The 26,950-nt window shown below is 68.3% G+C and carries 25 protein-coding genes; 15 read left to right on the forward strand and 10 right to left on the reverse strand.

Translation table 11 applies throughout. From position 1 onward, the window contains the following. Positions 1 to 10: 10 nt before the first annotated feature. From HALKA_RS0117110 to HALKA_RS0117120, 3 genes are all read right to left on the reverse strand, one after another. Positions 11 to 469 carry an NYN domain-containing protein gene (locus HALKA_RS0117110; protein WP_018259150.1) on the reverse strand — a complete coding sequence of 153 codons (459 nt, stop codon included), beginning with the start codon at positions 467 to 469 and terminating at the stop codon, positions 11 to 13. A gap of 61 nt (positions 470 to 530) precedes the next feature. Then, the gene (locus tag HALKA_RS0117115) at positions 531 to 818 is read right to left on the reverse strand and encodes an amphi-Trp domain-containing protein (RefSeq protein ID WP_018259151.1); all 288 of its coding nucleotides are present in this window, start codon (positions 816 to 818) and stop codon (positions 531 to 533) included. A 124-nt stretch (positions 819 to 942) separates the two neighbouring features. After that, positions 943 to 2,124, reverse strand: a complete 1,182-nt coding sequence (locus tag HALKA_RS0117120; RefSeq protein ID WP_018259152.1) for an MFS transporter — start codon at positions 2,122 to 2,124, stop codon at positions 943 to 945. A gap of 120 nt (positions 2,125 to 2,244) precedes the next feature. On the opposite strand from HALKA_RS0117120, the gene HALKA_RS0117125 reads away from it, so the two are divergent. Continuing rightward, complete coding sequence (locus tag HALKA_RS0117125; RefSeq protein ID WP_018259153.1) at positions 2,245 to 3,273, forward strand: LLM class flavin-dependent oxidoreductase; 1,029 nt, start codon at positions 2,245 to 2,247, stop codon at positions 3,271 to 3,273. A 5-nt stretch (positions 3,274 to 3,278) separates the two neighbouring features. Here the strand turns inward: HALKA_RS0117125 and HALKA_RS0117130 are convergent, their stop codons facing one another. Then, positions 3,279 to 4,664, reverse strand: a complete 1,386-nt coding sequence (locus HALKA_RS0117130; protein WP_018259154.1) for an MFS transporter — start codon at positions 4,662 to 4,664, stop codon at positions 3,279 to 3,281. 193 nt (positions 4,665 to 4,857) lie between these two features. Between HALKA_RS0117130 and HALKA_RS0117135 the strand changes: the two genes are divergently transcribed. Further along, on the forward strand, positions 4,858 to 7,035 hold the full coding sequence (locus HALKA_RS0117135) for a beta-glucosidase (RefSeq protein WP_018259155.1): 2,178 nt from the start codon (positions 4,858 to 4,860) through the stop codon (positions 7,033 to 7,035). A gap of 9 nt (positions 7,036 to 7,044) precedes the next feature. Here HALKA_RS0117135 and HALKA_RS0117140 read toward each other — a convergent pair whose 3' ends face one another. After that, the gene (locus HALKA_RS0117140; RefSeq protein WP_018259156.1) at positions 7,045 to 7,452 is read right to left on the reverse strand and encodes a disulfide bond formation protein B; all 408 of its coding nucleotides are present in this window, start codon (positions 7,450 to 7,452) and stop codon (positions 7,045 to 7,047) included. 229 nt (positions 7,453 to 7,681) lie between these two features. Between HALKA_RS0117140 and HALKA_RS0117145 the strand changes: the two genes are divergently transcribed. The 4 genes from HALKA_RS0117145 (at position 7,682) to gcvH (ending at position 11,709) form a co-directional block, all read left to right on the forward strand. Beyond that, positions 7,682 to 9,136, forward strand: coding sequence for a cytochrome ubiquinol oxidase subunit I (locus HALKA_RS0117145; RefSeq protein ID WP_018259157.1), 1,455 nt, complete (start codon positions 7,682 to 7,684; stop codon positions 9,134 to 9,136). After that, complete coding sequence (locus HALKA_RS0117150) at positions 9,129 to 10,118, forward strand: cytochrome d ubiquinol oxidase subunit II (protein WP_018259158.1); 990 nt, start codon at positions 9,129 to 9,131, stop codon at positions 10,116 to 10,118. Before HALKA_RS0117145 ends, HALKA_RS0117150 begins: the two co-directional genes overlap by 8 nt. A gap of 119 nt (positions 10,119 to 10,237) precedes the next feature. Then, a complete protein-coding gene (gene gcvT / locus HALKA_RS0117155) occupies positions 10,238 to 11,329 on the forward strand; it encodes a glycine cleavage system aminomethyltransferase GcvT (RefSeq protein WP_018259159.1) in 1,092 nt (363 codons plus the stop codon). Continuing rightward, complete coding sequence (gene gcvH / locus HALKA_RS0117160; protein WP_018259160.1) at positions 11,326 to 11,709, forward strand: glycine cleavage system protein GcvH; 384 nt, start codon at positions 11,326 to 11,328, stop codon at positions 11,707 to 11,709. The genes gcvT and gcvH overlap by 4 nt, the downstream gene beginning before the upstream one ends. A gap of 24 nt (positions 11,710 to 11,733) precedes the next feature. On the opposite strand, the gene HALKA_RS0117165 is transcribed toward gcvH, so the two are convergent. Beyond that, positions 11,734 to 12,288 carry a hypothetical protein gene (locus tag HALKA_RS0117165; RefSeq protein WP_018259161.1) on the reverse strand — a complete coding sequence of 185 codons (555 nt, stop codon included), beginning with the start codon at positions 12,286 to 12,288 and terminating at the stop codon, positions 11,734 to 11,736. Between the two features lie 549 nt (positions 12,289 to 12,837). On the opposite strand from HALKA_RS0117165, the gene gcvPA reads away from it, so the two are divergent. From gcvPA to HALKA_RS0117185, 4 genes are all read left to right on the forward strand, one after another. Further along, the gene (gene gcvPA, locus HALKA_RS0117170; protein WP_018259162.1) at positions 12,838 to 14,175 is read left to right on the forward strand and encodes an aminomethyl-transferring glycine dehydrogenase subunit GcvPA; all 1,338 of its coding nucleotides are present in this window, start codon (positions 12,838 to 12,840) and stop codon (positions 14,173 to 14,175) included. Beyond that, positions 14,172 to 15,587, forward strand: a complete 1,416-nt coding sequence (gene gcvPB, locus HALKA_RS0117175; protein WP_018259163.1) for an aminomethyl-transferring glycine dehydrogenase subunit GcvPB — start codon at positions 14,172 to 14,174, stop codon at positions 15,585 to 15,587. Before gcvPA ends, gcvPB begins: the two co-directional genes overlap by 4 nt. 53 nt (positions 15,588 to 15,640) lie before the next feature. Next, positions 15,641 to 16,048, forward strand: coding sequence for a CopG family ribbon-helix-helix protein (locus HALKA_RS0117180; protein WP_018259164.1), 408 nt, complete (start codon positions 15,641 to 15,643; stop codon positions 16,046 to 16,048). A 97-nt stretch (positions 16,049 to 16,145) separates the two neighbouring features. Continuing rightward, the gene (locus HALKA_RS0117185) at positions 16,146 to 19,274 is read left to right on the forward strand and encodes a PAS domain S-box protein (protein ID WP_018259165.1); all 3,129 of its coding nucleotides are present in this window, start codon (positions 16,146 to 16,148) and stop codon (positions 19,272 to 19,274) included. A 1-nt stretch (position 19,275) separates the two neighbouring features. On the opposite strand, the gene HALKA_RS0117190 is transcribed toward HALKA_RS0117185, so the two are convergent. From HALKA_RS0117190 to HALKA_RS21525, 3 genes are all read right to left on the reverse strand, one after another. After that, a complete protein-coding gene (locus HALKA_RS0117190; RefSeq protein ID WP_018259166.1) occupies positions 19,276 to 19,641 on the reverse strand; it encodes a response regulator in 366 nt (121 codons plus the stop codon). Between the two features lie 118 nt (positions 19,642 to 19,759). Continuing rightward, a complete protein-coding gene (locus HALKA_RS0117195) occupies positions 19,760 to 19,951 on the reverse strand; it encodes a DUF7511 domain-containing protein (RefSeq protein ID WP_018259167.1) in 192 nt (63 codons plus the stop codon). Between the two features lie 117 nt (positions 19,952 to 20,068). After that, positions 20,069 to 20,239 (reverse strand): DUF7838 family putative zinc beta-ribbon protein, encoded by a 171-nt coding sequence (locus tag HALKA_RS21525; RefSeq protein WP_015762856.1) that lies wholly within the window; start codon positions 20,237 to 20,239, stop codon positions 20,069 to 20,071. A gap of 132 nt (positions 20,240 to 20,371) precedes the next feature. Here HALKA_RS21525 and HALKA_RS0117205 point away from each other — a divergent pair, with 132 nt between their 5' ends. The 3 genes from HALKA_RS0117205 (at position 20,372) to HALKA_RS0117215 (ending at position 23,897) form a co-directional block, all read left to right on the forward strand. Continuing rightward, positions 20,372 to 20,905 carry a cob(I)yrinic acid a,c-diamide adenosyltransferase gene (locus HALKA_RS0117205; RefSeq protein ID WP_018259168.1) on the forward strand — a complete coding sequence of 178 codons (534 nt, stop codon included), beginning with the start codon at positions 20,372 to 20,374 and terminating at the stop codon, positions 20,903 to 20,905. Positions 20,906 to 20,992: 87 nt separating this feature from the next. Continuing rightward, positions 20,993 to 22,240 (forward strand): HEAT repeat domain-containing protein, encoded by a 1,248-nt coding sequence (locus HALKA_RS0117210; protein ID WP_018259169.1) that lies wholly within the window; start codon positions 20,993 to 20,995, stop codon positions 22,238 to 22,240. A 46-nt stretch (positions 22,241 to 22,286) separates the two neighbouring features. After that, positions 22,287 to 23,897 carry a phospholipase D-like domain-containing protein gene (locus HALKA_RS0117215; RefSeq protein ID WP_018259170.1) on the forward strand — a complete coding sequence of 537 codons (1,611 nt, stop codon included), beginning with the start codon at positions 22,287 to 22,289 and terminating at the stop codon, positions 23,895 to 23,897. 1 nt (position 23,898) lies between these two features. On the opposite strand, the gene HALKA_RS0117220 is transcribed toward HALKA_RS0117215, so the two are convergent. Then, complete coding sequence (locus HALKA_RS0117220; RefSeq protein ID WP_018259171.1) at positions 23,899 to 25,809, reverse strand: Hef-associated nuclease; 1,911 nt, start codon at positions 25,807 to 25,809, stop codon at positions 23,899 to 23,901. Between the two features lie 210 nt (positions 25,810 to 26,019). Here HALKA_RS0117220 and HALKA_RS0117225 point away from each other — a divergent pair, with 210 nt between their 5' ends. Together HALKA_RS0117225 and HALKA_RS0117230 are read left to right on the forward strand one after the other, a co-directional pair. Next, positions 26,020 to 26,511, forward strand: a complete 492-nt coding sequence (locus HALKA_RS0117225) for a JAB/MPN domain protein-containing protein (protein WP_015762863.1) — start codon at positions 26,020 to 26,022, stop codon at positions 26,509 to 26,511. Then, positions 26,508 to 26,936: an FAD synthase family protein gene (locus tag HALKA_RS0117230; protein WP_026190402.1), complete on the forward strand. Its 429-nt coding sequence runs from the start codon at positions 26,508 to 26,510 to the stop codon at positions 26,934 to 26,936. The genes HALKA_RS0117225 and HALKA_RS0117230 overlap by 4 nt, the downstream gene beginning before the upstream one ends. The last annotated feature ends 14 nt before the right edge of the window (positions 26,937 to 26,950 follow it).

The following is a 26,950-nucleotide window of genomic DNA, read 5'->3' on the forward strand; positions in this document are numbered from 1 at the left end:
AAAAGGAGTGCTACTCTTCGAGCGTCGTCGCGTTCTGGGCGGCGTTCCTGAGTGCGTCCGAGCGGCCGTGTTCGCCCGGCGCGATCGCCAGCGTCTCGATGGCCCGCTCGCCGACGCTCTCCAGGACGGGCTTGAAGTCGGTGTCTCGCGAGACGATCGCCAGCAGATCGATCGCGTCGTCGGCTCCGGCGGCGGTGGCGTCGACGGCCAACTTCACGTCCACGTCGCCGCTGGTGACGACGACCTCGAAGCCACGCGCCTCCGCGGCCTGAATCAGGCCCGGCGTGGCGTGTTCGTCCACGTAGAGTCGCGTTATCGCCAGCCGCCCCCAGTTTTCGGCCTCCTCGCGCACGTCGTCGAGGTCCACGTCGAACTCGCTGCGCAGCACGTTCGGTCCGTCGACGAACACTCCCACCCGCGGCTCGCTCGCATCGTCGCCGCCCCCGAGGAGCCGGCTCACCAGTTTCATACCTGCCGGTCCGACCGGACGAGTAAAGGGGTTACCTCTCTGGGATCGGCGTGGCGTCCCCTCACTCGATTTCGAGCGTCCCGCTCCCCGACGCGTCGCCGTCGGCGTTCTCCGGCCACTCCAGTTCGAACTCGACGCTGAGTTCGCCGTCGCCGTCGGTCGGTCCTTCGCGTTCGGCTTTCACCTCGAACTCGACGGTCTCCGGGGGCTCCATCGTCACGGACTGGTCGCCCGCACGCAGCGTGAGCGGTCCGTCCGCGTCGAGGCTGTCGGCGACCTGCCGGAGGTACGCGGCGACATCGGTACGGCGCTGGTCGGATTCGGACTCGAAGAGGACTTCTTCTGGCACACTTCCCCGTTGGAGCCCCGTACTGATATACTGTCCCGACAGTCGAATCAGTTGACACGGTGATCGAACTGCCCTCGGTGTGAATCGAGCGCGTCGATCCTCCGTGGCGACGAGAGCGGCCCGGCTACGCGCTCGGGGCCGCGCCGCGGCGACGCCAGTGAAGAAACACGGGCAGGGTCAGGGCCGCGATCCCGATCTCGATCCCGCCGGTGACGAGGAAGGCGGTGACGTAGCCGGCCCGCTCCGCGACGGTGCCGCCGATCAACACCCCCGCGAGGAAGCCGACGCTCCCGAAGACGTTGAACCCCGCCATGGCCGCCCCGCGTTCTTCGGGGGCCGCCAGGTCCGTCACGAGTGCCATCGTCGCCGGAGCCATCAGCGCGCCGATGATCCCCACCGCGACCATGCTGAGGCCGACCAGCTCGATCCGGGGCGCGAGCCCCACGCCGACGACCGCGACGCCGTAGCACGCAGAGCCAGCGACGATCGGACCCGTTCGTCCGATCCGGTCCGAGAGGACGCCGAAGGGGTATTGCAGGAGCGCGAAGGGCGCGAAAAAGAGCGCGAGCACGATCCCGGTCGCGCCCGGCGAGAGCTCGAAGGCCGTCCGGAAGTACAGCGTCCCGACCAGCGCGAAGAAGCCGGCGGTAAAGCGATCGATGAAGCCGTAGGCGTAGGGGACGACCAGCCGCGGACGTGCGGTGACGCTCTCGACGGCCGCAGCGAGGCCGCGCCGGTCCGTCGGTGCCCGGTCGGTCACCGTCACGGCCAGTACCGCGCTACAGGTCAGGAGGACGCTCGCGCCCGCGACCGGGACCAGCGGCCCGATCTCGTACAGCTGCCCGCCGAGTGGCGCACCCAGTGCCGTCCCCGAGCCGATGGCGATCCCCGCTGCCCCCATGTTGCGGCCGTGGCCCCCGTCCAGGTCCATCAGCATCGTCATCGCCAGCGAGAAGGCACCGATCGTCATCGCTCCCTGAGCGATCCGCAGTCCGAGGACCGTCGGGAAGGCGGGGCCGAGCCGGGGCGCGACCAGCAACGCGGCGTAGCCCGCCGCGCCCCCGAGCGCACCGGCGACGATGTAGGGCGTGCGGCGTCCGGTCGCGTCGCTGACGACTCCCCAGACGCCGGCACAGAGCACGAACGCTCCGAACTCGGCAGCGAGAAACCACATGCTGGCCTGGAGGTCGGTCGTCGCCCCCAGCGCAGCCACGAGTGTGTCGATGCCCGGGTAGAGCAACACCTGTGCCAGCAGGACCAGGAACACGACGCCGGCCAGCGCTCCCCGCGCTCGTCGCTCGCTCACGGTCGCCGCTTGGGTCGCGAGGATAATACGAATGTCGGGTTCGGACCGCCCGCGGGCGAACTACCGGCCGGGACGGGCGCGGGCCAAACCGTTATCCGTGGCACTCTCCGGGCTGTGGCTATGGACCTCTCGATCGTCGACCTCTCCCCGGTACCGGCGGGCGGCACCGCGACCGACGCCTACGCTAACACCGTCGCGGCCGCACAGCAGGCAGAACGACTCGGCTACGAGCGGTTCTGGGTGGCCGAACACCACGGGATGGCCGACAAGCTCGCGGGAACGACGCCGGAAGTGCTGCTCGGCCACCTGGCCGCCGAGACGACGGCGATCCGCCTCGGGTCGGGCGCGGTGTTGCTCAACCACTACAGCCCGTTCAAGGTCGCCGAGCAGTTCGGCGCGCTGGACGGGCTCGCGCCCGGCCGGATCGACGCCGGGCTGGGCCGGGCCAACGGCTCGCCGGCCGTCGACCGCGCGCTGGGGACCGACCGCCGCGTCCAGAACCCGGACGAGGACCACGCCGAGAAGATCGAGGCGGTCGTCAACCATCTCTACGACGACTATCCGCCGGAACACGCCTACAGCGACGTAGAGATCCCACGCTCGGACGCGGCCCCGCCCGCCCCGTGGGTGCTCGGATCGAGCCCGTCGAGTGCGACGATCGCCGGCGAGCTCGGTCTGCCGTTTTGCTTCGCGGCGTTCATCCGGCCGCAGTTCGCTACCCACGCCTTCGAGGCGTACCGCGAGGCCTTCCAGCCCAGCCAGCTCGCCGGTGGTCTCGACGAACCCGACTGCATGGTCGCGGTCAACGCGGTCGCCGCCGAGAGCGACGCCGAAGCGGCGCGGCTCCGCGCGGTGGCCGAGGCGTCGTACAAACGGATGGAGCGTGGCGTCGTCGGCACGACGCCGTCCGTCGAGGAGGCCATCGACGAACTCGGAGCCGTTCCGGAACCGACGCCGGCCACGCTCGACGGCGACGAGTGGCCCCGCGCCATCTCGGGCAGTCCGGAGACGCTGGCCGGCCTGCTCGAACAGCTCTCCGACCGCGTCGGCGTCGACGAGGTGATGATCCAGCACGTCGTCGCGGACCACGACGACGCGATGCGCTCCCACGAGCTGCTGGCCGAGGGCGTCGGGCTCACACCCCGGTAGCGGCCCTACGCGTACGCCTCGAACTCGCGGCCGAACGCGAGAAAGGCGGCGACGCCGACGATCCCGATCGCCGAGGCGACGGCGAACGCCAGCTCCGGGCCGGCCGTGATCGCTCCGAGGCCGGTCGACAGCGTCCAGTCGCTGCCGTAGAGCCACCCGCCCAGCGCGGCGCTCGGGATCACGAGCGTGTTTCGCAGGAGGTAGTAGGTCCCGGTGACGCGTCCGCCGGTGTCCTGTTCGGCCGGACCGACGATCAGCGCTTTGTGTGCCGGCAGGCCCGCGAACCGCAGCCCGGAGAAGGCAAACAACAGGACCAGCACCCACTGATCGGCCGGCGCGAAGATCAACAGGAGCGGGAAGACGGCGTAGACGGCGAAGCCGATGGCGACGACCGGCTTCAGCCCGACCCGCTCGGCGAGCTTCGAGACGGGGATCATCGACAGCAACGCGACGACCATCTCGACACCGAGCAGGACGCCGAAGAACGCGTCGGGACGCAGCGAGACGCCGGCGACGTCGAAGCCGACGGCGAGGAAGTCGGTGACGACGATGACGAAGAAGACGTACACCATCCCGTTGGCGAAGCGCACGAGCGTGTCGGCGACGAGCAGCGGTCGCAACGTCGCGGGCATCGCTCTGAGGTCGTCGACGACGCCGGAAACGCCCTCGAAGGACTTGCCGACCGTATCGTCGCTGGCGTCGTAGAGGACGTGCTGTGCGACGGTCGCGACCGCGCCGAAGGCGACGGCGACGAGCAGGATCCACTGGAAGCCGGTGACGAAGCCGGCCGCGACGGCGAGCAGACCGGCCGCGAGCAACGGTCCCAGCAGGAAGCCGATCCGGCGGAACACCTCGGTGCTGGCGAATCCCACCGCCAGATGTTCCCGGGCGACGCTCTGCTTGACGACCGCAAACGTCGCGCCCAGCCCGAACGACTTCCAGGCCTGCGTGAGAAAGAGGCCGACGAACAGCCAGAGCCACGGTTCGAGACGGCCGCCGACCGTCACCGTGCCCGCGACCGGCAGGGCGAACTCGACGACCGGCACCGAGACCGTCGGGACGGACGGCGCGACGTACCACAGCAGGAAGCCGACGGTCGCGATCGTTCCGAACAGCGTCAGCGCGAGCCGCGAGCCGATCCGGTCCGAGACGGCTCCGCCGGGATAGGGGTAGACCGCGCTGATGAGGTTGCCGACGCTCCCGTAGAGGCCGATCACGCCGGCACTCGCCCCCAGGACGTTCAGGTACTCGGGGACGTACCGACTCGTCATCTGGAAGGCGAGGCTGAAGGCGAGCATCGCGAGCGAGAGCACGAGCACGTCCCGTTCGAGCGCGAAGAACCGCCGGAACGGTGCCAGAACGCTCGTGTCGTCGCCGGTTTCAGCCGTCATGACTCAGCGTTCGCACTCTCATACGGATTATTGTAGCGACTTACCGGTGAGCGTTTACCCCGTGGCGACGATCGCCGGTCAGCAACTGCGATAATCCCGTATCTGGTCTAAACGTGGGGGAACCGGCAACGGCCGTCCGCGACCTGTCGGAACCAAAGCGTTAAGCCGGCGCTGACTGAATGGTCAGTCAGGAATGAGTGACCGCGAGCATCCGCCTACCCACACTATCGAACTGTCCGATCGAGTCGCAACACTCGTCGACGACCTCACCGCCGAAGAGAAACTCTCGCTCGTCCGGGGAGCCGTCGACCCCGAGGGCAACGCGACGGGCTATCTGCCCGGTGTCGAGCGACTCGACGTGCCGGAACTGCGCCTGGCCGACGGCCCTCTGGGGGTCCGGACGGAGGAGCCGGCGACGGCGTTCCCGGCCTCGACCGCGCTGGCGTCGACGTTCGATCCCGGCCTCGCGCGCCGACAGGGCGAGTCGATGGGTGTGGAAGCGGCGGCGCGCGACCAGGACGTGTTGCTGGCTCCGGGACTGAATCTGATTCGGGTTCCCCAGTGTGGCCGCACCTTCGAGTACTACAGCGAGGACCCCATCCTGACGGGCGCGTTCGCGGGTGCCGCCGTCGCGGGGATCCAGTCGGCCGGCGTCGTGGCGACGCCGAAACACTACGTCGCCAACAGCCAGGAGACCCGCCGAGCGTCCGTCAGCGCCGCGGTCGACGAGCGCGTGCTCCGCGAACTGTACCTCCCTGGCTTCAGAGACGCCGTCGACGCCGGTGCCCGCTCAGTGATGACCGCGTACAACCGGGTCAACGGCACGTACATGAGCGAACACCGCCACCTCCTCGCTGAGGTCCTCAAGGGTGAGTGGGGCTTCGAGGGGTTCGTCGTCTCCGACTGGTTCGGGACCGAGTCGGCCCGACGCGCCGCCAACGCCGGGCTCGACGTGGAGATGCCCGGCGTCTCTCTCGAAGAGCAGTTCGCCTCGATGGGGATGGAGCCGGAAGCCGTGGCCGACGAGATGGATCCCGACATCGCCGAGGGGATGCCCGACACCGGCGCTGGCGGGCACTTTGCCGACGATCTCCTCGACGCCGTCGACGCGGGTGACGTACCCGAGGCGCGCCTCGACGACATGGTCGCTCGCGTCCTGAGCGCGATCGAGTGGGCGGGACTGCTCGACAGCGCCGACGCCCCGAGCGACGCGACCGGCGACGCACGCGGCGGCGATGCTACCGACGAGCCCGACCACCGCGAACTGGCCCGTACCATCGCCACCCGGGGGACGGTCCTGCTGAAAAACGAGAGCGTGCTCCCGCTGGCCGACGACGCGAGCGTCGCGGTCGTCGGTCCGAACGTCGACGAGGCGATCCTCGGCGGCGGGGGCTCTTCGGAGACGACCCCCTTCGACGAGACGAGCCCCGTCGAGGGCATCACGGACCGCGCCGACGGCGAAGTGACTGTCGCCCGCGGCCTGCCTCCCGTCGAATCGGTGTCGATGTTCGACGGCATGCTCGGCGGCGACGACGCCGATACCGAGGCCGCCGACGAACCGGAGCCAGACATCGACGCGGCGGTCGCCGCCGCGAGCGAGGCCGACGCCGCCGTCGTGTTCGTCCGTGACGCGGCGACGGAGGCCGCGGACCGCGACACCATCGCACTGCCCGGTCAACAGGATGCACTCGTCGAGCGCGTGGCCGCAGTCAACGACGACACGATCGTCGTTCTCAACACCAGCGGTCCCGTCGAACTCCCCTGGCGCGAGGACGTTGCCGCTGTCGTCTCCCAGTGGTACCCCGGCCAGTCTCACGGCGAGTCGATCGCTGCCGTCCTCTACGGCGACGCCGACCCCGGCGGTCGCCTCCCCGTCACGCTCGCCCCGGAAGACGCCTACCCGGCCGATACGGCGACACAGTTCCCCGGTGTCGACGACGTGGCCGAGTACTCCGAGGGGCTGCTCGTGGGCTACCGGCACTTCGACGCGACCGACGCCGAGCCGACCTACCCGTTCGGACACGGCCACTCCTATGCCACTTTCGCGTACGAGGAGTTCGCCGTCGAAGGGGAGACGGCCACCGTCACGGTAACGAACGAGAGCGAGCGGGCCGGCCGCGAGGTCGTCCAGGCCTACGTCGACGCGCCCGATGCCCCCGACGATCTCGAACGCCCGCCCCGCGAGCTGGCCGCGTTCGAGGCCGTCGAGATCTCGGGCGGCGAGACGGTGACGATCGAACTGACGCTCGACGACCGCGCACTCGGTCGCTACGACGCCGCGGACGGCTGGACGATCGACGACGGACGCTTCACCGTCGCGGTCGGGCGTTCCTCGCGTGACCTGCGACTGTCGGCCGACATCGAGCGATAGGGTCCCCGTTCACCGCGTGGCGGCGACGACGGCCAGGGTCACGAGCACGAACCCCACCAGCGCGAGGTTCGGAATCGTCAGTCCGAGCAGCGGCGACTGCCACTGGACCGCCGCACACGGGCCGTTCAGCGTGCAACTGTCCACTGTCGCCTGCAGGTACGAGTGGTACGCCGCGACGCCGCCGCCGAGCACCGACAGCGGCAGTGCGGTCCGCCACACCCCCGGTCGGTCCTCGATCGCGGCGACGCCGAGGACGACCACCAGCGGATACATGAGAATGCGCTGGTACCAGCACAGCCCGCAGGGCACCAGCCCGAGCCCGAGGCTGAACCAGAGGCTCCCGGCCGTCGCGACGGCTGCGACGATCGCTCCGCCTGCCAGCCAGTGACGTGACCGTCCGTCGGTCAGTGCATCCATTGCCCGTTCGTTTCACCAGTCAGTGCTTAGTTTACACGGTTCGAGTTGCTGTGCTCTCTTCTCCAGTGTCGGCCGAGAGGCGGCGGCGTCGCGCGATCGGTGGATACACCGCTCCGGAATTCGACGATTGTACCACAACTATCTGCGGAGGCGATTCCCAGTTCCTGAAAACCGATGAAACCGCTATGTATGGGAGGGAAGTAGTACACAGCGGATAGAGGAGATCATAGTGTCCGCCACAGGAGCCCTGATCGACGGCACGGTATTGCTCGCCGAAAACAATATTCTGTTGTCTCCGGAGTTCGCCAGCCGGGTCCAGTTCGGGTGGACGATCACCGTCCACATCCTCTTTGCGGCGCTCTCGATCGGGCTCGCCCCGTACATCGTCTATTTCACCTGGAAGGACGTTCGAAGCGACGATCCGGCGTACGCGCGGCTTCGAGAGTTCTGGATCAACGTGTTCGCCGTCGGCTTCGTGATGGGCACCGTGACGGGGATTCCGATGAGCTTCCAGTTCGGGACGAACTTCCCGCGCTTCGCAGAGGTCAGTGGCGAACTGATCGGCGGCCCGCTGGCGTTCGAAGCGAAGATGGCGTTCTTCCTCGAAGCCGTCTTCCTCGGGATTCTCCTGTTCGGCCGCGAACGGGTCTCCGACCGGACGTACGTCCTCTCGTCGATACTGACTGGTGTGGGCGCGTGGCTCTCTGGATTCTGGATTCTCGTCGTCAACGCCTGGATGCAGACACCACGGGGGTTCGAACTCGTCCGGCGAAACGGTATGGAGATCGCCAGGCTCACCGACCCCGTTGCCGCGTTTTTCACGCCGCGGATGCCGTGGATGTACGTTCACATGATGAACGCGTCGGTGATCGCCGTGACACTGGTCGTCGCCGGGATCGCCGCGTACTTTGTGTGGCGCAAGCGTGACTCCGAGGCCTGGAACACGGCCCTCCGTATGGCCGTCGTCGTCCTGTTGATCACTGCTCCGCTGCAGGCGCTTCACGGGGACGCGTACGGGCGACACGTGGCCGACACCCAACCCCAGAAGTTCGCGGCGATGGAGGCCCACTACGAGACCGGGCAGGCGGATCTCCACCTGATCGCGATCCCGCGGAGTCTCGACGCGCTGACCGACCCCCGAACGGACACCCTCTTTACGATCAGTCTCCCCGGGCTCGGCTCGTTCCTCGCCAGCGGGGGTGACTTCTCGGCCGAGGTCGTCGGGTTACACGAGTACGACGAGAACCCCCCGGTCGCGCTCGTGTTCTGGTCGTTCCGGCTGATGGTCGGACTCGGCTTCCTGTTCGTCGGGCTGGCGCTGTGGGGCGGCAACCGACTCCGCAAGGGCCGCCTCTCCGACTCCGGGCGGTACTTACGCGCGATGATGCTGTCGAGCCCACTGGGCTACGTGGCGCTGCTGACTGGGTGGTACGTCACCGAGATCGGTCGTCAGCCCTGGGTCGTTCAGGACGTCCTCAAGACGAGCGACGCGGTCTCACGGAGCCTCACTGCCACGGCGGCCACCGGGACGCTGGTGGCCTTCGTCCTGCTGTATCTCGCCTTGCTCGCCGCCTTCGGAGCCGTCCTCAAGTGGCTGATCGAGGGCGAACTCGAACGCATGGGCGTCAGGACGGTCGACGACACCAGCCGGCCACGCCTCCCGTGGGTGAGCGGCGATGACTGAGCTGCTCCCGGTCGACCGGTATCTCGTCGACTCCTTGCCGACGATCTGGTTCGGCGTCGTCGTGTTCTCGCTGGCGATGTACGTCGCGCTCGACGGCCTGGACTTCGGCATCGGGATGCTGTACGCCACTCGCGACGAGCACGAGCGAGAGACGCTCCTCTCCGCGTTCGGTCCGATCTGGGACGCCAACGAGGTGTGGCTGGTCGCCTTCGGGACGACGCTGCTCGCGGCCTTCCCGCCGATCTACGCGCGGCTGCTGAGCGGGCACTACTTGCTCTCGATCGCGATCGTGATGGGCCTGCTCGTCCGCGGCGTCGCGCCGGAACTCCGCGAGCAGCGTGACGATCCCGACTGGCGACGGCGCTGTGACCGGCTGTTCGTGTTCGGCAGCACGGTGACGCCGCTGCTGCTCGGCGTCCTCGTCGGGAGCTGGGCGTTCGGGACGCCGACGCTGAGCGCTCCGAGCCTGCTGACGGGCGTCGGGCTGGTCGCGCTCTGTGTCACCAGCGGCGCGGCCTTCGTCGCCGCGAAGACGAGCGGCTCGCTGGCCGACGCGATGGTTCGCTACGGAACCACGGCGACGGTCGTCTATCTCGTCGGCGTCGTCGCCCTGCTGGCGGTCGCCGCTCTCGCGAACCCGTCGAACGTCCGGGCGCTGTTGCTCTCGGCCCCGGCGCTCGGCGCTGTCCTCGCCACCGTCTCGTTCGCCGGGGCCGGTCTCGCCGCCGCCCGACTCGGCAGGCACCGCCTCTGGTTCGGGACGGCGTTCGGACTCTCGTTCGCACTCGTCGGGCTCGTCGCGGCGTTGCTCTATCCGAGGGTGCATCCCGCGAGCGGGCTGACAGTCGACGCCGCCGTCGTCTCGCCGCTCGCGCTCAACCTCACGACCGTTCTCGGGCTACCGGTGTTGGCGCTCGTGCTGTGGTACTTCAAGTTCCTCTACGGGACGTTCGCCGGACCGGTCGACGGCGCGAACGCGTAGTGTGGAACGGCGTCGCTCGGAGTCGGCGCCCATTCTATATCGCGGATTGTGGTTTATGTACGCGTGATCGAACGCACGAAAGACCAAACGATATGCCTGCGCCGGGCGAGAGCAGCGACATGGGTCTACGAGCACCCCCTCTCGACGACGTTCACGCCGCGGCCGAGGCGAGCTTCACCGACTTCGGTGGCTGGGAGATGCCCGTCGAGTTCGACTCGATCCGGACCGAACACGCCGCCGTCCGCGAGGCGGCCGGCAAGTTCGACGTGTCTCACATGGGCGAGATCGTCGTCTCGGGGACCGAAGCGACGGGTCTGATGCAGCGGCTCACGACGAACGACGCGACCGACCTCCGGCCCGGCCAGGCACACTACGCGGCGATCACCCGCGAGGACGGGGTGATGCTCGACGACACCGTCGTCTACCGGCTGCCAGAGCCCGTCGAGGGCGAGTACCTGTTCATCCCCAACGCCGGTCACGACGAGCAGATGGCGACGCGGTGGCGCGAGTACGCGGACGAACGCGACCTCGACGCCAGCGTCGACAATCGGACGACCGAGTACGGCCTGATCGCGCTCCAGGGGCCCGATGCACCGTCGCTGCTCGCAGAGGAGACGACGCTGTCGCTGGACGAGCTTGGCCGCTTCGAGATCGCCACGGCCACCGTCGCGGGCGTCGAGACGCTCGTCGCGACGACCGGATACACCGGCGAGGCGGGCTACGAACTCGTCGTGCCGTGGGACGAGACCGAGACCGTCTGGGGTGCGCTCGACTGCCAGCCCTGCGGACTGGGCGCGCGAGACACGCTCAGACTGGAGATGGGCTTTCTCCTCTCCGGGCAGGACTTCGATCCCGAGGACGATCCCCGCAACCCCTACGAGGCAGGGATCGGCTTCGTCGTCGACCTCGACACCGAGTTCGTGGGTCGTGACGCGCTGGAAGGCGTCGACGTGGAGGGTCCCGCGGAGAAGCTGACCGGCCTGTCGCTGATCGACCGCGGCGTTCCGCGTGCGGGCTACGACGTGACGACGCCGAACGGCGACCGCGTCGGCACGGTCACCAGCGGGACGATGAGCCCGACGCTGGGCGAACCGATCGCGCTGGCGTATATCGACACTGACTATATCGAACCCGGACGGACGGTCCGGGTCGTCGTTCGGGGCGAACCGAAGAAGGCACGTATCAGGACCACGCCATTCCTCGATAGATGAGCTTCGACGTTCCCGACGACTGTCGGTACCTCGACTCCCACGAGTGGGTGCGACAGGCAGACGACGCGGCGACGATCGGCATCTCAGACTTCGCGCAGGACGAACTCGGCGACGTGGTCTTCGTCGAACTGCCCGACGAGGGCGCGGAACTGACTGCCGGCGAGGAGTTCGGCGTCGTCGAATCGATCAAGGCGGTCTCGGACATCTACGCCCCCGTTTCGGGAACCGTCACCGCGGTCAACGACGCCCTGTTCGACGAGCCGGAACTGGTCAACGACGACCCTTACGGCGACGGCTGGCTGCTGGAGATCGAACTGGCCGACGACTCGGAGCTGGACGACCTGCTCTCGCCCGACGAGTACCGCGAGCAGATCGCCTGACCGGCTCGAACCGCTGGCCGTCTCTCACTTCCCGGTCGTCGTCTCGGCGGGCGCTCCCGGTGGCTCGGCGATGCCCAGCTCGAACTCGACTTCGATCGGGTCGTCGGTCGCCGGTGTCTGCTGGTCGGTGTTGTCCAGCGCCAGGAGCAACTCTCGGTCGTCCAGTCGTTCGACCAGCGCCGTCTCACTGACGTTCTGACGGGTGTACTCGTCGACGACCGACACGTTTCGGGCCCCGCTCTGGTAGGCGTCGTAGGCCGCGCGCTCGAACACCAGCACGTCGACCGTCGCGTCGTCGACGACCGACACCTCGTAGCTGAGATAGGAGCCACCGGTCGCGTCGTCGGTCTGTAACTGGTGGGCGCTGAACTCGCCCGGTGGGAGTTCGACGGTCCCCTCACTGGTGCTCGACCTGAACGCTCGACGAGGGTCTTCGGGGTAGTCGTCCGCGCGGTCGGGAACGCCGTCGCCGTCACTGTCGGGCGGTGTGGGCGTCGGCGTCTGATCGCCGCCCAGCGCCGAGCAGCCGGCGAGCAATGCTGCGCCGCTCAGGAGGAGTTCGCGACGGGGGACACGCATGCTGATTCGTTCGGGCAGAACGGTGGTAGACGTTTCGGTGACGGTGTCGCGAGCGCGACCTGCCTGCGGGATCGTGTTCAGATAAGCCGCTGCATTTTCTGAGTTGGAGACACCGAAAGCCCTCGTACAGTTGCGGTCCCGCGACTCGCTGCGCGCGCTTCGCGTGCTTGCATCCTCGGGGTTCCCGCAACTGTACTCGCCCTTTCATCCGCCAGGGTTCAGACTGTGATACGGAAAGTTGTAGGTCTTTACCAGATCGACCGCACGCCGTCGTGCGGTCGACTGGGTAAACGCCTACAACCGTCCGTATGAGGCAGCCGAATCCTGGCGGATGAAAGGGCGAGGCGCGGTCCGGGGTTCTGCGGCGGCACTATCCGAACGGAGTGAGGATATCCGCCACAGAACCCCGGAGCGGGCCGAGGGCTTTCGGTGCTTCAGACTGCCTGCACTGATCTCTTATCTGAACACCACCGCCTGCGGAACGCGCACACTAATGTAGGCCCAGCCGCAAGCCTCGCCTATCACGTCCCTACGGGGACGACCTACATCATGAGCGAAGACGATTCTCGCGGGACACCCTATGCACCGCACACGGCGGCGACGACGGCGGCGATGCTCGACGCCGTCGGCGTCGACAGCGAGGCCGCACTGTTCGACATCCCCGAGTCCGTCGCTTTCGACGCGGACTTCGACATCCCGGAACGCTCCGAGCGGGAGACGCGCTCGCACGTCGAGGAGATCCTCGGGCGCAACGACGACCTGACGGCGTTCCTGGGCCGGGGTCACTACGACCACTACGTCCCCAGCGTCGTCGACGACCTGGCGGGACGCTCGGAGTTTCTGACCTCCTACACCCAGTACCAGCCCGAGATCGCACAGGGGTTCCTGCAGGCGCTGTTCGAGTACCAGTCGATGCTGGTCGAGCTGACGGGCCTGGGCGTCGCGAACTGCTCGATGTACGACGCCGCGACCGCGCTGGGCGAGGCCGCGACGCTCTCACAGCGGCTCCGGAGCGTCTCCGGCGACCGGGTACTCGTGCCGGACCTGCTGCGAGCGGGCAAGCGCGCCGTGCTGGACAACTACGCCGGGGGGCCGGGACTGACCGTCGAGACGTACCCGACGGCGGACGGCAACGTCGATCTCGACGCCCTGCGCGGGGCACTCGACGACGACGTGGCGATGGTCTACGCCGAGAACCCGACGGTCCGGGGCACCATCGAGGAAGGGCTGGCCGCCGTCGGCGACGCCGCCGACGCCCACGACGCGCTGTTCTGTCTCGGGACGGACCCGGTAGCGATGGCGCTGCTCGAACCGCCGGCCAGCGTCGGCGCGGACGTGGTCGTCGGCGACGCGAGCTCGCTGGGGACCGGCACGGCCTACGGGTTCGGACTCGGGCTGTTCGTCACCCGCGAGGCGTACCTCCGGCAGGTCCCGGGACGCCTCGTCGGCGCGGCCGAGGACGACAGCGGCCGGCGGGCCTACACGCTCACGCTCCAGACGCGCGAACAGCACATTCGCCGCGAGCGGGCCACCTCGAACATCTGTACGAACCAGGCCTGGGTCGCGCTGCGAGCGGCGATGCACGCCGCCTGGCTCGGCCCCGACGGGCTGGTCGATCTCGCCGAGTCCTGTGTCACCCGCGCTCGCGACCTCGCGGCGCGGATCGACGAGATCAGCGGCGTGCGAGCGCCGGTCCACGACCGCCACCACTTCCGCGAGTTCGTGGCCCACACCGACCAGCCCGCCGAGGCGATCCGCGCGGACCTCGCCGAGGAGGGGTACGCGGTCCACGCGGTCGGCGACCACGAGATACAGATCTGCGCGACCGAGACGACCGAACGCGCCGTCGACGGCTTCGTCGACGCCCTCGCGGAGGTGGCCCGATGAACTACGCACAGGCCCGCTGGACGGACGACGACGACCGGTACGAACCGCTGCTCTCCGAGAAGTCCAGCGAAACGGTCTCGACCGAGGACGGCCCCCTGCCAGACGATCTGACCCGCGACTCGCTGACGCTGCCCGACGTGAGCGAACCCGAGCTGGCCCGCCACTACACACGGCTCTCACAGACGAACTACGGCGTCGAGAGCGGCCCCTTCCCGCTCGGCTCGTGTACGATGAAGTACAACCCCTCGTTCACCGAGGATCTGGCCGCCAGCCCCGACGCGGCGGTCCACCCCGATCAGCCGACGGAGACGACACAGGGGACGCTGGAGTTGCTGTACCGGCTCCAGGACTATCTCGGGCGGATCGGGGGGATGGACGCCGTCTCGCTCCAGCCCCCCGCCGGTGCGGCCGGCGAGTTCGCGGGGATCCTCGTCGCGAAGGCCTACCACGAGCACAACGGCGAGGACCGCAGTGAGGTCCTGATCCCCGAGTCGGCTCACGGCACCAACTTCGCCAGCGCGGCGATGGCGGGCTACGACGTGGTCTCGCTGGCCGGCGACGACGACGGCCGCGTCGACCTCGACGCGCTGGAAGCGGCCGTCGGCGAGGAGACCGCGGCGCTGATGCTGACGAACCCGAACACGCTGGGCCTGTTCGAGCGCGACATCGAGGCGATCGCCGCGATCGTCCACGACGCTGGCGGCCTGCTGTACTACGACGGCGCGAACCTCAACGCGCTCCTCGGCCGCGCCCGGCCCGGCGACATGGGCTTCGACGTGATGCACTACAACGTCCACAAGACCTTTGCGACGCCCCACGGCGGCGGCGGTCCGGGCGCGGGTCCGATCGGCGTCACCGACGACCTCGCGCCGTTCCTCCCCGCCCCGCGGGTCGCAGAGTCCCGCGGCGGCTACGAGTACGTCGATCCCGACCGCTCGATCGGCAAGGTCCACGGCTTCTACGGCAACTGGCCGGTGCTGTTGAAGGCCTACGCGTACATCGCTCGCTTGGGCGACGCGGGGCTCGCCGACGCCAGCGCCAAGGCCGTCCTCAACGCGAACTACCTCGCCGAGCAGATCGACTACGAGATCCCGTTCGGTCCCTTCCACCACGAGTTCGTCGCCAGCGCGGGCGAGCAGGACGCCGCGGACGTGGCAAAGCGGATGCTCGACTACGGCGTCCATCCGCCGACGACGAAGTGGCCCGAGATCGTGCCCGAGGCGCTGATGACCGAACCGACCGAGGCCGAGTCTCGACGGACGCTCGACCAACTGGCCGCGGCGTTCGACGCCGTCGCCGGGGAGAGCGACGAGACGCTCGCGAGCGCTCCGGAGTCGACCGCGGCCCGCCGGATCGATCAGGTCCGTGCCGCTCGCGAGCCGCGCCTCAGTTGGCAATCGCTGGACGAATAGCCGCTGGAGGTAGGCAATCCTTATTATTTTACTGGCGCTGGGTTAGCGTCTCGATGCCCGACGAACTGCTCGAACGGATCGACGAGTTCTCCGAAGATCACGGGTACACCGGCCGGAGCGAGGTGTTTCGCGAGGCCGCCCGGACCCTCCTCGGCGAGTTCGAGGACCGCAAGCTCGAAGATCGCGAACTGCTCGGCGTCGTCACTGCCCTGTTCAACTACGAGACCGCGAGCGTCGAAGAGCGGACGATGCACCTGCGCCACGAACACGAGGGGCTGGTCGCCTCGAACTTCCACAGCCACGTCGGCGACGCCTTCTGCACGGAACTGTTCGTTCCGGAGGGGCAACTCGACGAGGTCTCTGCGTTCGTGGGCAAGATCCGCGCGACCAAGGACACGCTGACCGTCGACTACTCGGTGACGCCGGTCGACGGCTTCGAACCGACCTTCGAGGGCGCGTGAACGCCCCGATCCCCGCTTCCTACAACCGTCCGTATCATTCCCGTCTGCCGTTGACCGGTTGATATATCTCCCTCCGCGCGTTATCTGACGCCGTTCGATGTCCGCTCTTCGCGTCCTCCACGTCAGACCCGCCGACTGGTCCGGCCCCGAATTCGGTGACGACTTCGCGGTCACCGTCGTCCACGAGATCGACGGCGCTGACTTCGAGACGGCGAGTCTTGACTGTGCCGTCGTCGAGGCGGCCCTCGGCGACGACGACGGGACCGACGCGCTGAGGGCGCTGCGCGAGCGGGCTCCCTCGCTGCCGGTCGTCCTCTGTACTGCGGTCGCCGACGGGACCGTCGCGGCCGCCGCCACGCGCCACGGCGTGACCGAGTACGTCCCCCGAGACGGCGCGGTTCGCGTCGCCGATCGGGTGCGAGCCGTTGTCGCTGACCACACGTCCGACGATGCGTCCGCGCCCGAGTCGACGGGGAGGTCGGCGGCCGCCAGCGCCGGCATCTCGGAACGCGAGCAGCGCCGGCACGCGCTGACGGCGACCAACGAGGCACTGGAGTCACTCGCCACGCTTGCGTCGCGAAACGACCTCACGCAGACGGAACGGATCCGCCGGGCCCTGGAGATCGGCCGCCAGCGTCTCGGGCTCTCGCTCGGATACTTCACCCGGATCGACGGCTCGACCCAGCGGATCGAGGTGACGGCCGGTCGCTCTGATCTGGTCAGTCCGGGACTGTCGGCTCCCCTATCGAAGACGTACTGTCGGCGGACGATCCAGCAGGACGGTCTGCTGACGATCGCCGACGCCGAGCGGGAAGGGTGGAGCGACGACCCGGCCTTCGAGAGCTTCGGCGTCTCCTGTTATCTCGGCGGGACCGTCGTCGTCGACGGCGAGACCTACGGTACGCTGTGTTTCGCCGCGATGGATCCCAGAGACCGGTCGTTTACCGACGCCGAGAAGCGCCTCGTCAACCTGCTCGTCGAGTGGGTCGGCAACGAGATCGAGCGCAACCAGCGAGCGACGGATCTCCGGCGATACGCCGACATCATCGAAGCCGTCGACGACGGCGTTTACGCGCTCGACGACGAGGGCCGCTTTACCCTGGTCAACGAGGCGATGACGGATCTCAAGGGCTACGACCGCGAAACGCTGCTGGGCTCGCACACGGCCCGCATCAAGGACGACGGGACCGTCGACCGCGCCCAGTCGATCCTCGTGGAGATGCTCCGCGGGGTCCGATCCGACGAGGAGACGTTCGAGCTGTCGATCCAGCGCGCCGACGGGACCGCCTTTCCCGCACAGGATCACATGACGATTCTGCGCGACGACGGCGCGTTCGCCGGGACTGCCGGCGTGATCCGCGACGTGACCGCACAGCGAGCCCGCGACGAGGCACTGGAGGGGCTGTTAGAGACGACCCGATCGCTGATGGCCGCCCAGACACCGACGGAGGTCGCAGAGATCGTCGCCGGTGCCGCCAGCGAGACGCTGGGGTTCGAACTCAATCTGGTTCGACTGTACGATTCCGACGACGACACGCTCGTCCCGATCGCCAGAGCCGGCGACAGCGCCGACGAGATCGAGCGCCCGACGTGGGACAGCGACGAGGGGTATCCCGGTGAGGCCTTCACCACTGGCGAGACGCTCGTCGTCGACGACCTGAACGACCGCGCCGGCTACGACAGCGGGCCAGCGGCGTCGGCGATCTACCTCCCACTCGGCGAGTACGGGGTCTGTACGGTCGCCAGCACCGAGCCGCGCGCCTTCGACGACAGCGACCGATCGATCGCCGAGATCCTCGCCTCGAACGCCGCGGCGGCGTTCGAGCGCGTCGATCGCGAACAGGAGCTGTCGCGCTACGAGACGGCCGTCGAGAACGTCAACGACATGCTCTACGTCCTCGACGAGGAAGGGCGATTCCAGCTGGTCACACAGCCGCTGGCGACGTACCTCGGCTTCGACCGGTCCGAACTTCTCGGGGCGCGCCCGGAGATCGTCCTCGACGACGCGACCGTCGGCCGGTTCGAAGCCGAGATCGGCTCGCTCCGCCGTGGAGACGCCGACCACGCCGACGTACAGACCGAGCTGTCGACGGCAGACGGCAACGATCGACCGGTCGAGATCGAGATCTCGCTCATCTCCGGCGAGGGGGCGTTCCAGGGGACCGTCGGCGTCGTCCGCGACCGGACGGAACTCCAGCAGACCCGCGAACAGCTCCATCAGGAACAGACTCGCTTTTCCTACCTCTTCGACGCGCTGCCGGACCCGGTCGTGGAGGCGGAGCTGGTCGACGGCGAGCCGGTCGTTCGATCGGCCAACCCCGCGTTCGCCGAGACGTTCGATCTCGGCGACTCGTCGCTGTCGGGTCGGACGATCGATTCCCTGCTGCGGGGGCCGGACGACTCGGAGTCGACCGGTCCCTCGCTGTCTGCGGTCGCCGACGGCGAGTCGGCTCAGGGCGAACTCAGGCGCTGGACAGCCGACGGGTTCCGAGACTTTCTCTTCCGGGCGGTCCCCTATCAGCGGGGCGACGGCCGGCAGTTCGCCTTCGGTATCTACACCGACATCACCGAGCAGCGCGAGCGCCAGCGGCGGCTCGAAGTGCTCAATCGCGTCTTGCGCCACAACCTCCGCAACGACATGACCGTCATTCTGGGGACGGCCGAGGAACTGGTCGACCGCGCCGACGACGAGGAGCACCGCACCCTCCTCAGGCGACTCCTCCGAAAGGCCGAGGGCGTCGTCTCGCTGTCGGATCGGGCCCGCGAGATCGAGGCGGCCGTCCGCCGGGACTCCGCGACGACGGACTCCGTCTCGGTGCCGGAGATCGTCGAGAGCGTCGTCGACGAACTCGCGACCGAGCACCCCGAGGCGACGCTCCGGACCGACTGCGATCCCGTTCCGCCCATCGCGGACCCGCGGCTCCGAACGGCGCTGTACGAGACCGTCGAGAACGCCCTGGAACACAACGAGGCACCGACCGTCTCCGTCGACGTGACGGCCGACCCCGAGAGCGTCCGTATCCGGATCGAGGACGACGGCAGCGGCATTCCGGCGGACGAACTCGCCGTCGTCACCGGGGACGGAGAGATCACGCAACTGACACACGGCACCGGCCTGGGCCTGTGGCTCATCACGTGGCTGATCGAGTCCTACGGCGGCACCGTGACCTTCGAGAACACCGCCGGGACGACCGTGACGCTCCGCGTACCCCACACGGACCGCTGAACTACAGGGCTTCTCGGATCTCTCGGGCCAGGGTCGCGTACTGTTCGGTCCCCGTGCTCTTCTTGACGAACGCCGTCGGGCAAGCGGCCGCTCCATCGTCGACGTCGTCCTCGTCGCGGCCGGTAAACACCAGAAACGGGATCTCCGGTCGGCTCGCGCGGATCTCCCGACAGAGTTCGAGTCCGTCGAGTTTGGGCATCGTCAGGTCGCTCACGACGGCATCGAAGGAACCGGCACGCACCCGCTCCAGGGCCGCTTCCGGATCGCTCTCGGTCGCGACCGTCAGTCCCTCCTGTCTCCCCAGAAATGCCTCGGTGATCTCGAGTACGTCTTCGTCTTCGTCTACGATCAGGACCTCGATTGCCATCGTCACATGTGAATGGCACACACTGAGTTAAACCCCCGGGTCACGGGGCCTCCCGCCGCCGTCTGTCGCTTCCCGGGGCGACTCGCCACCTCGCGGTGACGAGAGCGGTTACCCCCCCTCACCGCATCGCGGCCAGGTCCTCGAACACGTCCCGGTCGGCACTCAGCCAGGTGGTCGTTCGCTCACCCTCCTCGACTGTCCGGGGCGACACCGTACAGCGATCCGGGCCGTCGTCGTACTCTACGACCGTCGCTTGCAACGCCAGTGATCGACCAGCGCACGCCGTCGCGCGGGTGCCGTGCGGGCTCATTCGGTTCGATGCTCACAGACGAGGGCAAAAACGGCTACTAAGAGTGCTATCGAGAGCTATAGTCGCTATTGACCGCGCCGACGCGTCGTCGGTGTCTCCGCTCGGCCCCGCCGCCGATCAGGCCGTCGCGCCGGTGTCGACTTCGCCGTCGATGCGGACGAATCCGTAGTCGCACTCCTCGCAGTGCCACTTCGTCTTCGTGCCCAGGTGCATCGTCGTGCTCGCGACTTTCCAGAACGTCCGGTACTCCTCACAGTCGGGACAGTAGTGCTCAAGGTCCATCGCCATAACGAGCGCTTTTTTCCGGTCGTAATTGAAGCTCCCGGTTTCACCGCCGTAAATCAGAGAGCGCTATATCGAATCTCGGCCGTCTCCCGCCTCGACTAACGTTATAAGTCACTGGCCGCCCCAGCGTCGACCATGACGATCTACACGGGCCGTGGCGACCAGGGCCAGACCGACCTCCGAAACATGGAACGGGTTTCGAAGGACAGCAAACGGATCGAAGCCTACGGCACCGTCGACGAGGTCAACGCGCTCGTCGGCGTCGTGCGGCCGACCGGCCACGACGACATCGACGAGAAGCTCCGGGAGATCCAGAACCACCTCCACGTCGTCCAGGCCGACTTTGCGAACCCCGCGCCGGAGGACGACGATCCACAGATCGGCGACCGTCACGTCGAGACCCTGGAGTCGTTCATCGACGAGGCCGACGCCGAACTGGAGCAGCTCACGCAGTTCATCCTCCCGTCGGGCTCCGAACCGGGCGCGAAACTCCACCACGCTCGGGCGGTCTGTCGGCGCGCCGAACGGCGAGCGGTCTCGTTCTCGGCCGAAGAGCCGGTCAACGAGACTGCGATCGTCTATCTGAACCGACTGTCGGACGCGCTCTTTACGCTCGCGCGGCTGGTCAACAAACGCGAGGGCGTCCGCGAGGAGAATCCCGAGTACTGATCGGCCAGCCGGCGTGGCCCGCTCGTCGGCGGGCGCTCACGACTGCGGATGGAAACGCCTTTGATCCGGACAGACACACATCAGAGCATGAGCAACGGGGACGACGACGGCGAGGACGCTGCACTCGACGTGACTCTCGACAGTCGCCTCGACGACGCAGCCGAGGCCCTGGAGGCCGCAACGACCGAGTCGGCACTGGACGACGTCGAGGCGACCCTCGACGAGATCGAATCGGACCTCGAAGACGCCGAGCTACCGGAGCCCGACGAGGACGACGAGGACGCGGACGACCCCCGCGAGCAACTGGAGTCGCGCCTCTCGGAGCTGCGTGACGACCTCGAAGACCAGCGCGGCCCCTACGTCGAGGACGTCGCCGAGACCGTCGATTCGGCGTCCGCGACCGTCGCGGACAGCGAGTGGACCGACGACGGGGAACGGGAGGCCGTCACCGCCGTCGAGTCGTTCCTCGACGCCGCTGGCGAGCACTACGACCTCGACGCCGACGCGGGCGACACGCCCCAGAGGGCGTCCGACGCGCTGGCCGACGCCGCGACGGCACTCGATGCGTCCGGCCTCGATCCCGACGAAGACGCCGACGCCGTCGCCGGACTGGTCGAAGCCGCGGACGCGCTCGCAGACGACCTCGACGCCGCGGAGACGTGGGACGATCTCACCGTTCAGGAGCAACTCGACGCTCGGGGCTTCTACGACGTGCTGGACAACGAGAACCGCAAGGACTTCCCGCCGGAGTGGTCGGCCCTGAAGATCTACGCCAAGCAGGGCGAGGTCGAGCCGATGCTGTTCGCGCTGGGGAAGCTGGACGACTCGGAGTTCATGGAGGAGTACGTCCTCGACCAGTTCCTCCACATGGGCAGCGAGGCGGCCGACGCCTTCGACGAGCTCCACCAGCGCGCACAGAAGCGCGACAAGCTCCCGATCCGGATCCTCGGAAAGATGGGCGACGAGCGTGCCGCCGACACTCTCCACGACTTCATCGAGGGCGACGGCGATCCGGCGCTCCAGAAGGTGACGCTGCGCGCGCTGGGTGAGATCGGCAGCGCGGACTCCGTCCAGCCGGTCGCCAACCGACTCGTGGCCGAGGACGACGAGGTCCGGTCGGTCGCGGCCCGCGCGCTTGGCCTGCTCGGCGACACCCGTGCGATCGAGCCGCTCGCCGACGTACTCGGCGAGGACGACGCGGACTCCGTTCGAGCCTCTGCCGCGTGGGCGCTGCGCCAGATCGGCACCGAGCGCGCGCTGGACGTGGCCGGCGAGTACACCGACGACGAGGCCTACCTCGTCCAGGCCGAGGCCGAGAAAGCCGCGAGCGTCTGAGCGTCTCGCCCACAGTTTATCAGGGAAGACGGCCCATCCCGTCTCGATGGTCCGTTTCGCCCCGCTCCTCTGTGTCTGCTGTCTGTTCCTCGCAGCGAGTGCGCTCCCGGCCGTCGCACAGGACGAGACGACACCGTCTGCTCCGCACCCGGAGATCGTCGCCGCGTACCCGGACCCGATCGCCGACGGCGACGCGGGCGAGTTCGTCGTCCTCCGGCTTCCCGCCGAGGCGGCGCTCGCCGGCTACGTCTTCACCGACGGCGACACGACCGTCTCGCTGTCGAACGTCTCCCGGCGGGGGCGGGTCGCTCTCTCTGCTGGACCCGACCGCGCTCGCAATCACACGGCCGCACCGGTCGTCGCGGTCGACCGACTCGGACTCGCAAACGGCGGCGAACACCTCCAGGTGCGTCGGAACGGGACAGTCGTCGACCGAGCCGTCTATCGCGACACGGAGGAGGGCGAACGCGTCACCTGGAACGGGACCGAGCCCGTCTGGCGACCGATCGGTGCGACGGATCGGCCGGTGGTGTCGGCAGAGGGCGGGCACGTCCGTGCGTTCGTGCTCCCGGACGGCCCCGCCGTGCCGATCCAGACGGTGCGTGACGCCGACGACCGCGTCCTTCTGGCGGGATACACGCTCACCTCCGACCGGGTCACCGACGCGCTCGTCGCGGCACACGAACGGGGCGTCACGGTGCGCGTCCTGCTGGAGGGCGCGCCGGTCGGCGGGCGCACGCGCCAGGGCGCACGACGACTCGACCGTCTGACCGAGGCCGGGATCGAGGTTCGCCTGATCGGCGGCGAGTACGCACGCTACGACTACCACCACGCGAAGTACGCGGTCGCCGACGACCGCGCGCTCGTCCTCACCGAGAACTGGAAGCCGAGTGGGACCGGCGGCCACAGCAGCCGCGGCTGGGGCGTCCGAACCAACCAGTCCCGCGTCGTCGACGGTCTCGCGGCGACGTACCGGGCCGACGCCAGCGGTCGCGATGCGCGCCCCTGGTCGCAGTTTCGCCGCGGCCGCTCCTTCGAACGGGGCGCGGTCTCGAACGCGAGCTACGAGACGACCGTCGCTCCCGAGACCGTCCCCGTCGAGGAGACGACGCTGCTGGTGACTCCGGACAACGGCGAGCCGCGACTGGTCGATCGGCTGGACGGGGCACAGACCTCGATCGACGTGATACAGGTGTCGCTGGGATGGGACGGCACGCTCGCCGCCGCGCTCCGCCGCGCCGCCGACCGCGGGGTTCGCGTTCGCCTCCTGCTGTCCAGCGCGTGGTACGTCCGCGAGGACAACGAGCGTCTCGCCGAGCGCTTCGAGGAATGGGCCAGCGCCAACGACGCACCCCTGTCGGTTCGCCTCGCCGACCCTGCGGGACGCTACGAGAAGATCCACGCGAAGGGCGCGATCGTCGACGACCGCCGCGTCGTCCTCGGGAGCCTCAACTGGAACGACCGAGCGGCCGCGAACAACCGCGAGACGGTCCTCTTACTGCGTGGCTCTGCGGTGGCCGACTACTACGGAACGGTGTTCGACGCCGACTGGCGGGGCGGTCGCTCGCCGCTGCCCTACGGACTGCTCGCGGCGGTCGCTGGCTGTCTCGGACTGGCCGCGATCGTCGGCGGGAAAATCAGGTTCGAACGGCGGTAGGTCAGTCCTGGCTCAGCACGCCCGTGCTCTGTAGTTCCTCGTCGATCTCGGCGTCGGCCATCTTCTCGACCAGCGCGTCGATCACCTGTTCGCGCATCCCCTTGACGAACTTGATGGAGCCGACGACAAGGTGGCCCCCACCGCTGACGCCGCCGCCGTCGATCTCGTCACTCAGCTCGGTGACGTACTCCGGAATGTCGAGGCGGACGCCGTCAGAGCGGAGGACGGCGAAGTCCGGACCGTAGCCGATCGTGATGACGGGATCGCCGGTCTCCTGGACCTTGCGGTCGTGGATCTTGCCCGTGGTCTTGCCCGGCGCAGGGTAGGTAAAGCGATGGGCGTGGTGTTCCACGTCGATCTGGTAGAGGTGTGCGCCGTTGTCCAGGCGCTCGTGTTCGAGGTGGTCCATCGCGGCGTCGAGCTGGGTGTCGACGTCTCGCTCGGCCCGAGTCGAGAGGAACTCGACGATCTCCTCGTGGCGGTCCCGGTCGTCGCAGTTGACGTTCAGCGCGTCGTCGATCAGTTCGCGACCGTCGTCGTACTTGAGCCAGAAGGTTGCGTAGTCGAGTGCTTCGCCGACGTCTCGGAGGTCTGCCTCGTCGTAGCCCTCCTGTCGGGCCAGCTCGACGTACTCGGGCATGGCCTCGCCCTCGGAGCGGTCCGAGACTCCGGCGACCGCCGGGACGTGGCGTAGCTCGTCGGTCAGCGACGGGTCGATCATGCGGGCGAGTTCGACGCACATCATCCCGGTCGTGATCCGGTAGTCCTCGTCGTGGAGGTAGGGGTTGACGTGGGCGTCGATCAGCGGCTCGACGGCCTCGGGATCGGGGTGGTGGTGGTCGACGACGACCACGGGGATGTCGTAGTGTCGGAGGTTCCGGTAGGCCGGCGTGTCCTCCTCGGTCGAGCCGTTGTCGAGCATCAGGACCAGCGGGAGCTTCTGGCCGTGACGCTCGCGGTTCTCCAGCGCGAAGTTGAGGTCGCGGGTCACGTCCTCCAGCTCGTAGTAGGGTGCCTTGCTCGGCAGCCGCTTGAGCATGTGTCGGCCCGCCTCGTCGTCCTGGTAGTGCCGTGCGACGAACCGCTCTAGCGCGAGCTGTAGCGGGACGCTGGCACAGAGGCCGTCGCCGTCGGCGTGGTGTCGCATCCGGATCGGCCGTCCTTCGAGGACGGTCCGACGGAGCTGCCGGGCCACGTCTCTGAGGTCGTCCCACAGCTTCTCGAAGGCCGGCCACTCGACCAGCGGGTCGATGTCGGCCGGCTCGGCGGCTTCGTCCAGCGCCTCGTCGATGTCGTCACGGACAGCCCGCTCGCGGTCGCTCCCGAGGACGGTCAGCTCCTCGACCTCGACCTGGACGCCGCCGTTGCGGCTCTCGACGCGGCCGGTCACCTCGGCCACGTCGCCGAGGTCGACGGCCGGGAACGCCCGGACGCCGGCCTCGTCGAAGGCCGCGCAGGGAACGACGCCGCTCTCGTCTCGGAGCTGGAAGATCGTCGGGCCGCCGGTCTGTTTGATCTGGAGAATCTCGCCCCGGACCGTGACTGTCTCGCCGGTCACGTCCGCGAGGTCGTCGACGACGGCGTCGGTCCCGCGGCCGACCGCTTCGGTCGTGTAGTCGGCGAACTGGACCTCTTCGAAGCTCACGTCGCCGTTCTCTCGCACCTCGGCGAGCTCGACGACGAGCTCGTCGCCCACGTCGTAGTCGCCGACGAGGTTCGAGTCGTGGACGAGCCCGGACAGTTCTTCCGAGAGATCGACGAAGACGCCGTACTCGACGACGCCGTTGACTGTACCAACGTAGCAGCTGCCCTCCTCGACGTCGTCGAGGGTGCAGCCGTCAGCGAGTTCGTAAACGACGGTTCCCCCGTCGGGAACCGGGGCACCCGTGTCGGTGCCGGCTGGCGGAGACATTTGACCTGTCTTGGTCGCTACCGCGTTTTTATGCTTCGGTATCGTCGCGCCGGCAACTGCCCGTCACGCCGACCGGACAACGGCGACGCACGCCGTCGTCTCGACCTCCGCCAGGGCGGGCGTTCGTACGGAACGTCGCCTCTTTTCCGTGGTCGCTCCCACCGCACGCTCCTCGGAAAGTTTAGAAGGCGCGATACCACACGTTCAGACATGGGCCTGTTTCGCTCGGGCGGGATCCTCGGCATCGCCGACTCCGCGCTCGAGTTCGCCCTCGCGGCGTCGGAGGAGAGCCACCCCAACGAGTACATGGGGATCCTGCGCGGCGAGGACGCACGCACACTCGGACTGGACGAGGACGGCACGGTACTGTCCGACGTGCTCGTGATCCCCGGAACGGAATCGAACCCGGTGAGCGCGACGCTCAAGACGAGCATGGTACCCAACGACCTGCGGGCCGCGGGATCGATCCACTCCCACCCCAACGGCGTGCTCAAGCCGAGCGACGCCGACCTGCAGACGTTCGGCCGCGGCGACGTACACATCATCGTCGGCGCGCCCTACGGGAAAGACGACTGGCAGGCGTTCGACAACGAGGGCCAGCCGATCGAACTCGACGTGCTGGACGTGGACCCGCCAGAGGAGGAGTTCTTCGACTTCACCCAGGCGGACATCGACGCCGAGTTGCGGGAGGACGAGTGGTGACCCGCGACGTCGTCGCCCAGGGGACCTTCGACATCCTCCACCCCGGACACGTCCACTATCTTCGGGAAGCGAAGGCGATGGGCGACCGACTCCACGTCATCGTCGCCCGTAGCCAGAACGTCACGCACAAAGCGCCACCGGTCGTCCCCGACCGCCAGCGCGTCGAGATGGTCGAAGCCCTCGATCCCGTCGACGACGCCCGGCTGGGCCACGCCGAGGACATCTTCGTCCCCATCGAGCAGATCGAACCCGACGTGATCGCGCTGGGCTACGACCAGCACCACGAGGTCGAGGGGATCGAGACGGCACTCGACGAGCGTGGCCTCGACTGCGAAGTGCGTCGGGCCGGACCGCGAAAAGCCAGCGAGGACGAGATCCTCTCGACGGGATCGATCATCGAGAAGATTCTGGACGAACGGAGGTGACTGGGTTGCGGTCT

The sequence above is a fragment of the Halomicrobium katesii DSM 19301 genome (genome assembly GCF_000379085.1).
Lineage (GTDB): Archaea > Halobacteriota > Halobacteria > Halobacteriales > Haloarculaceae > Halomicrobium > Halomicrobium katesii.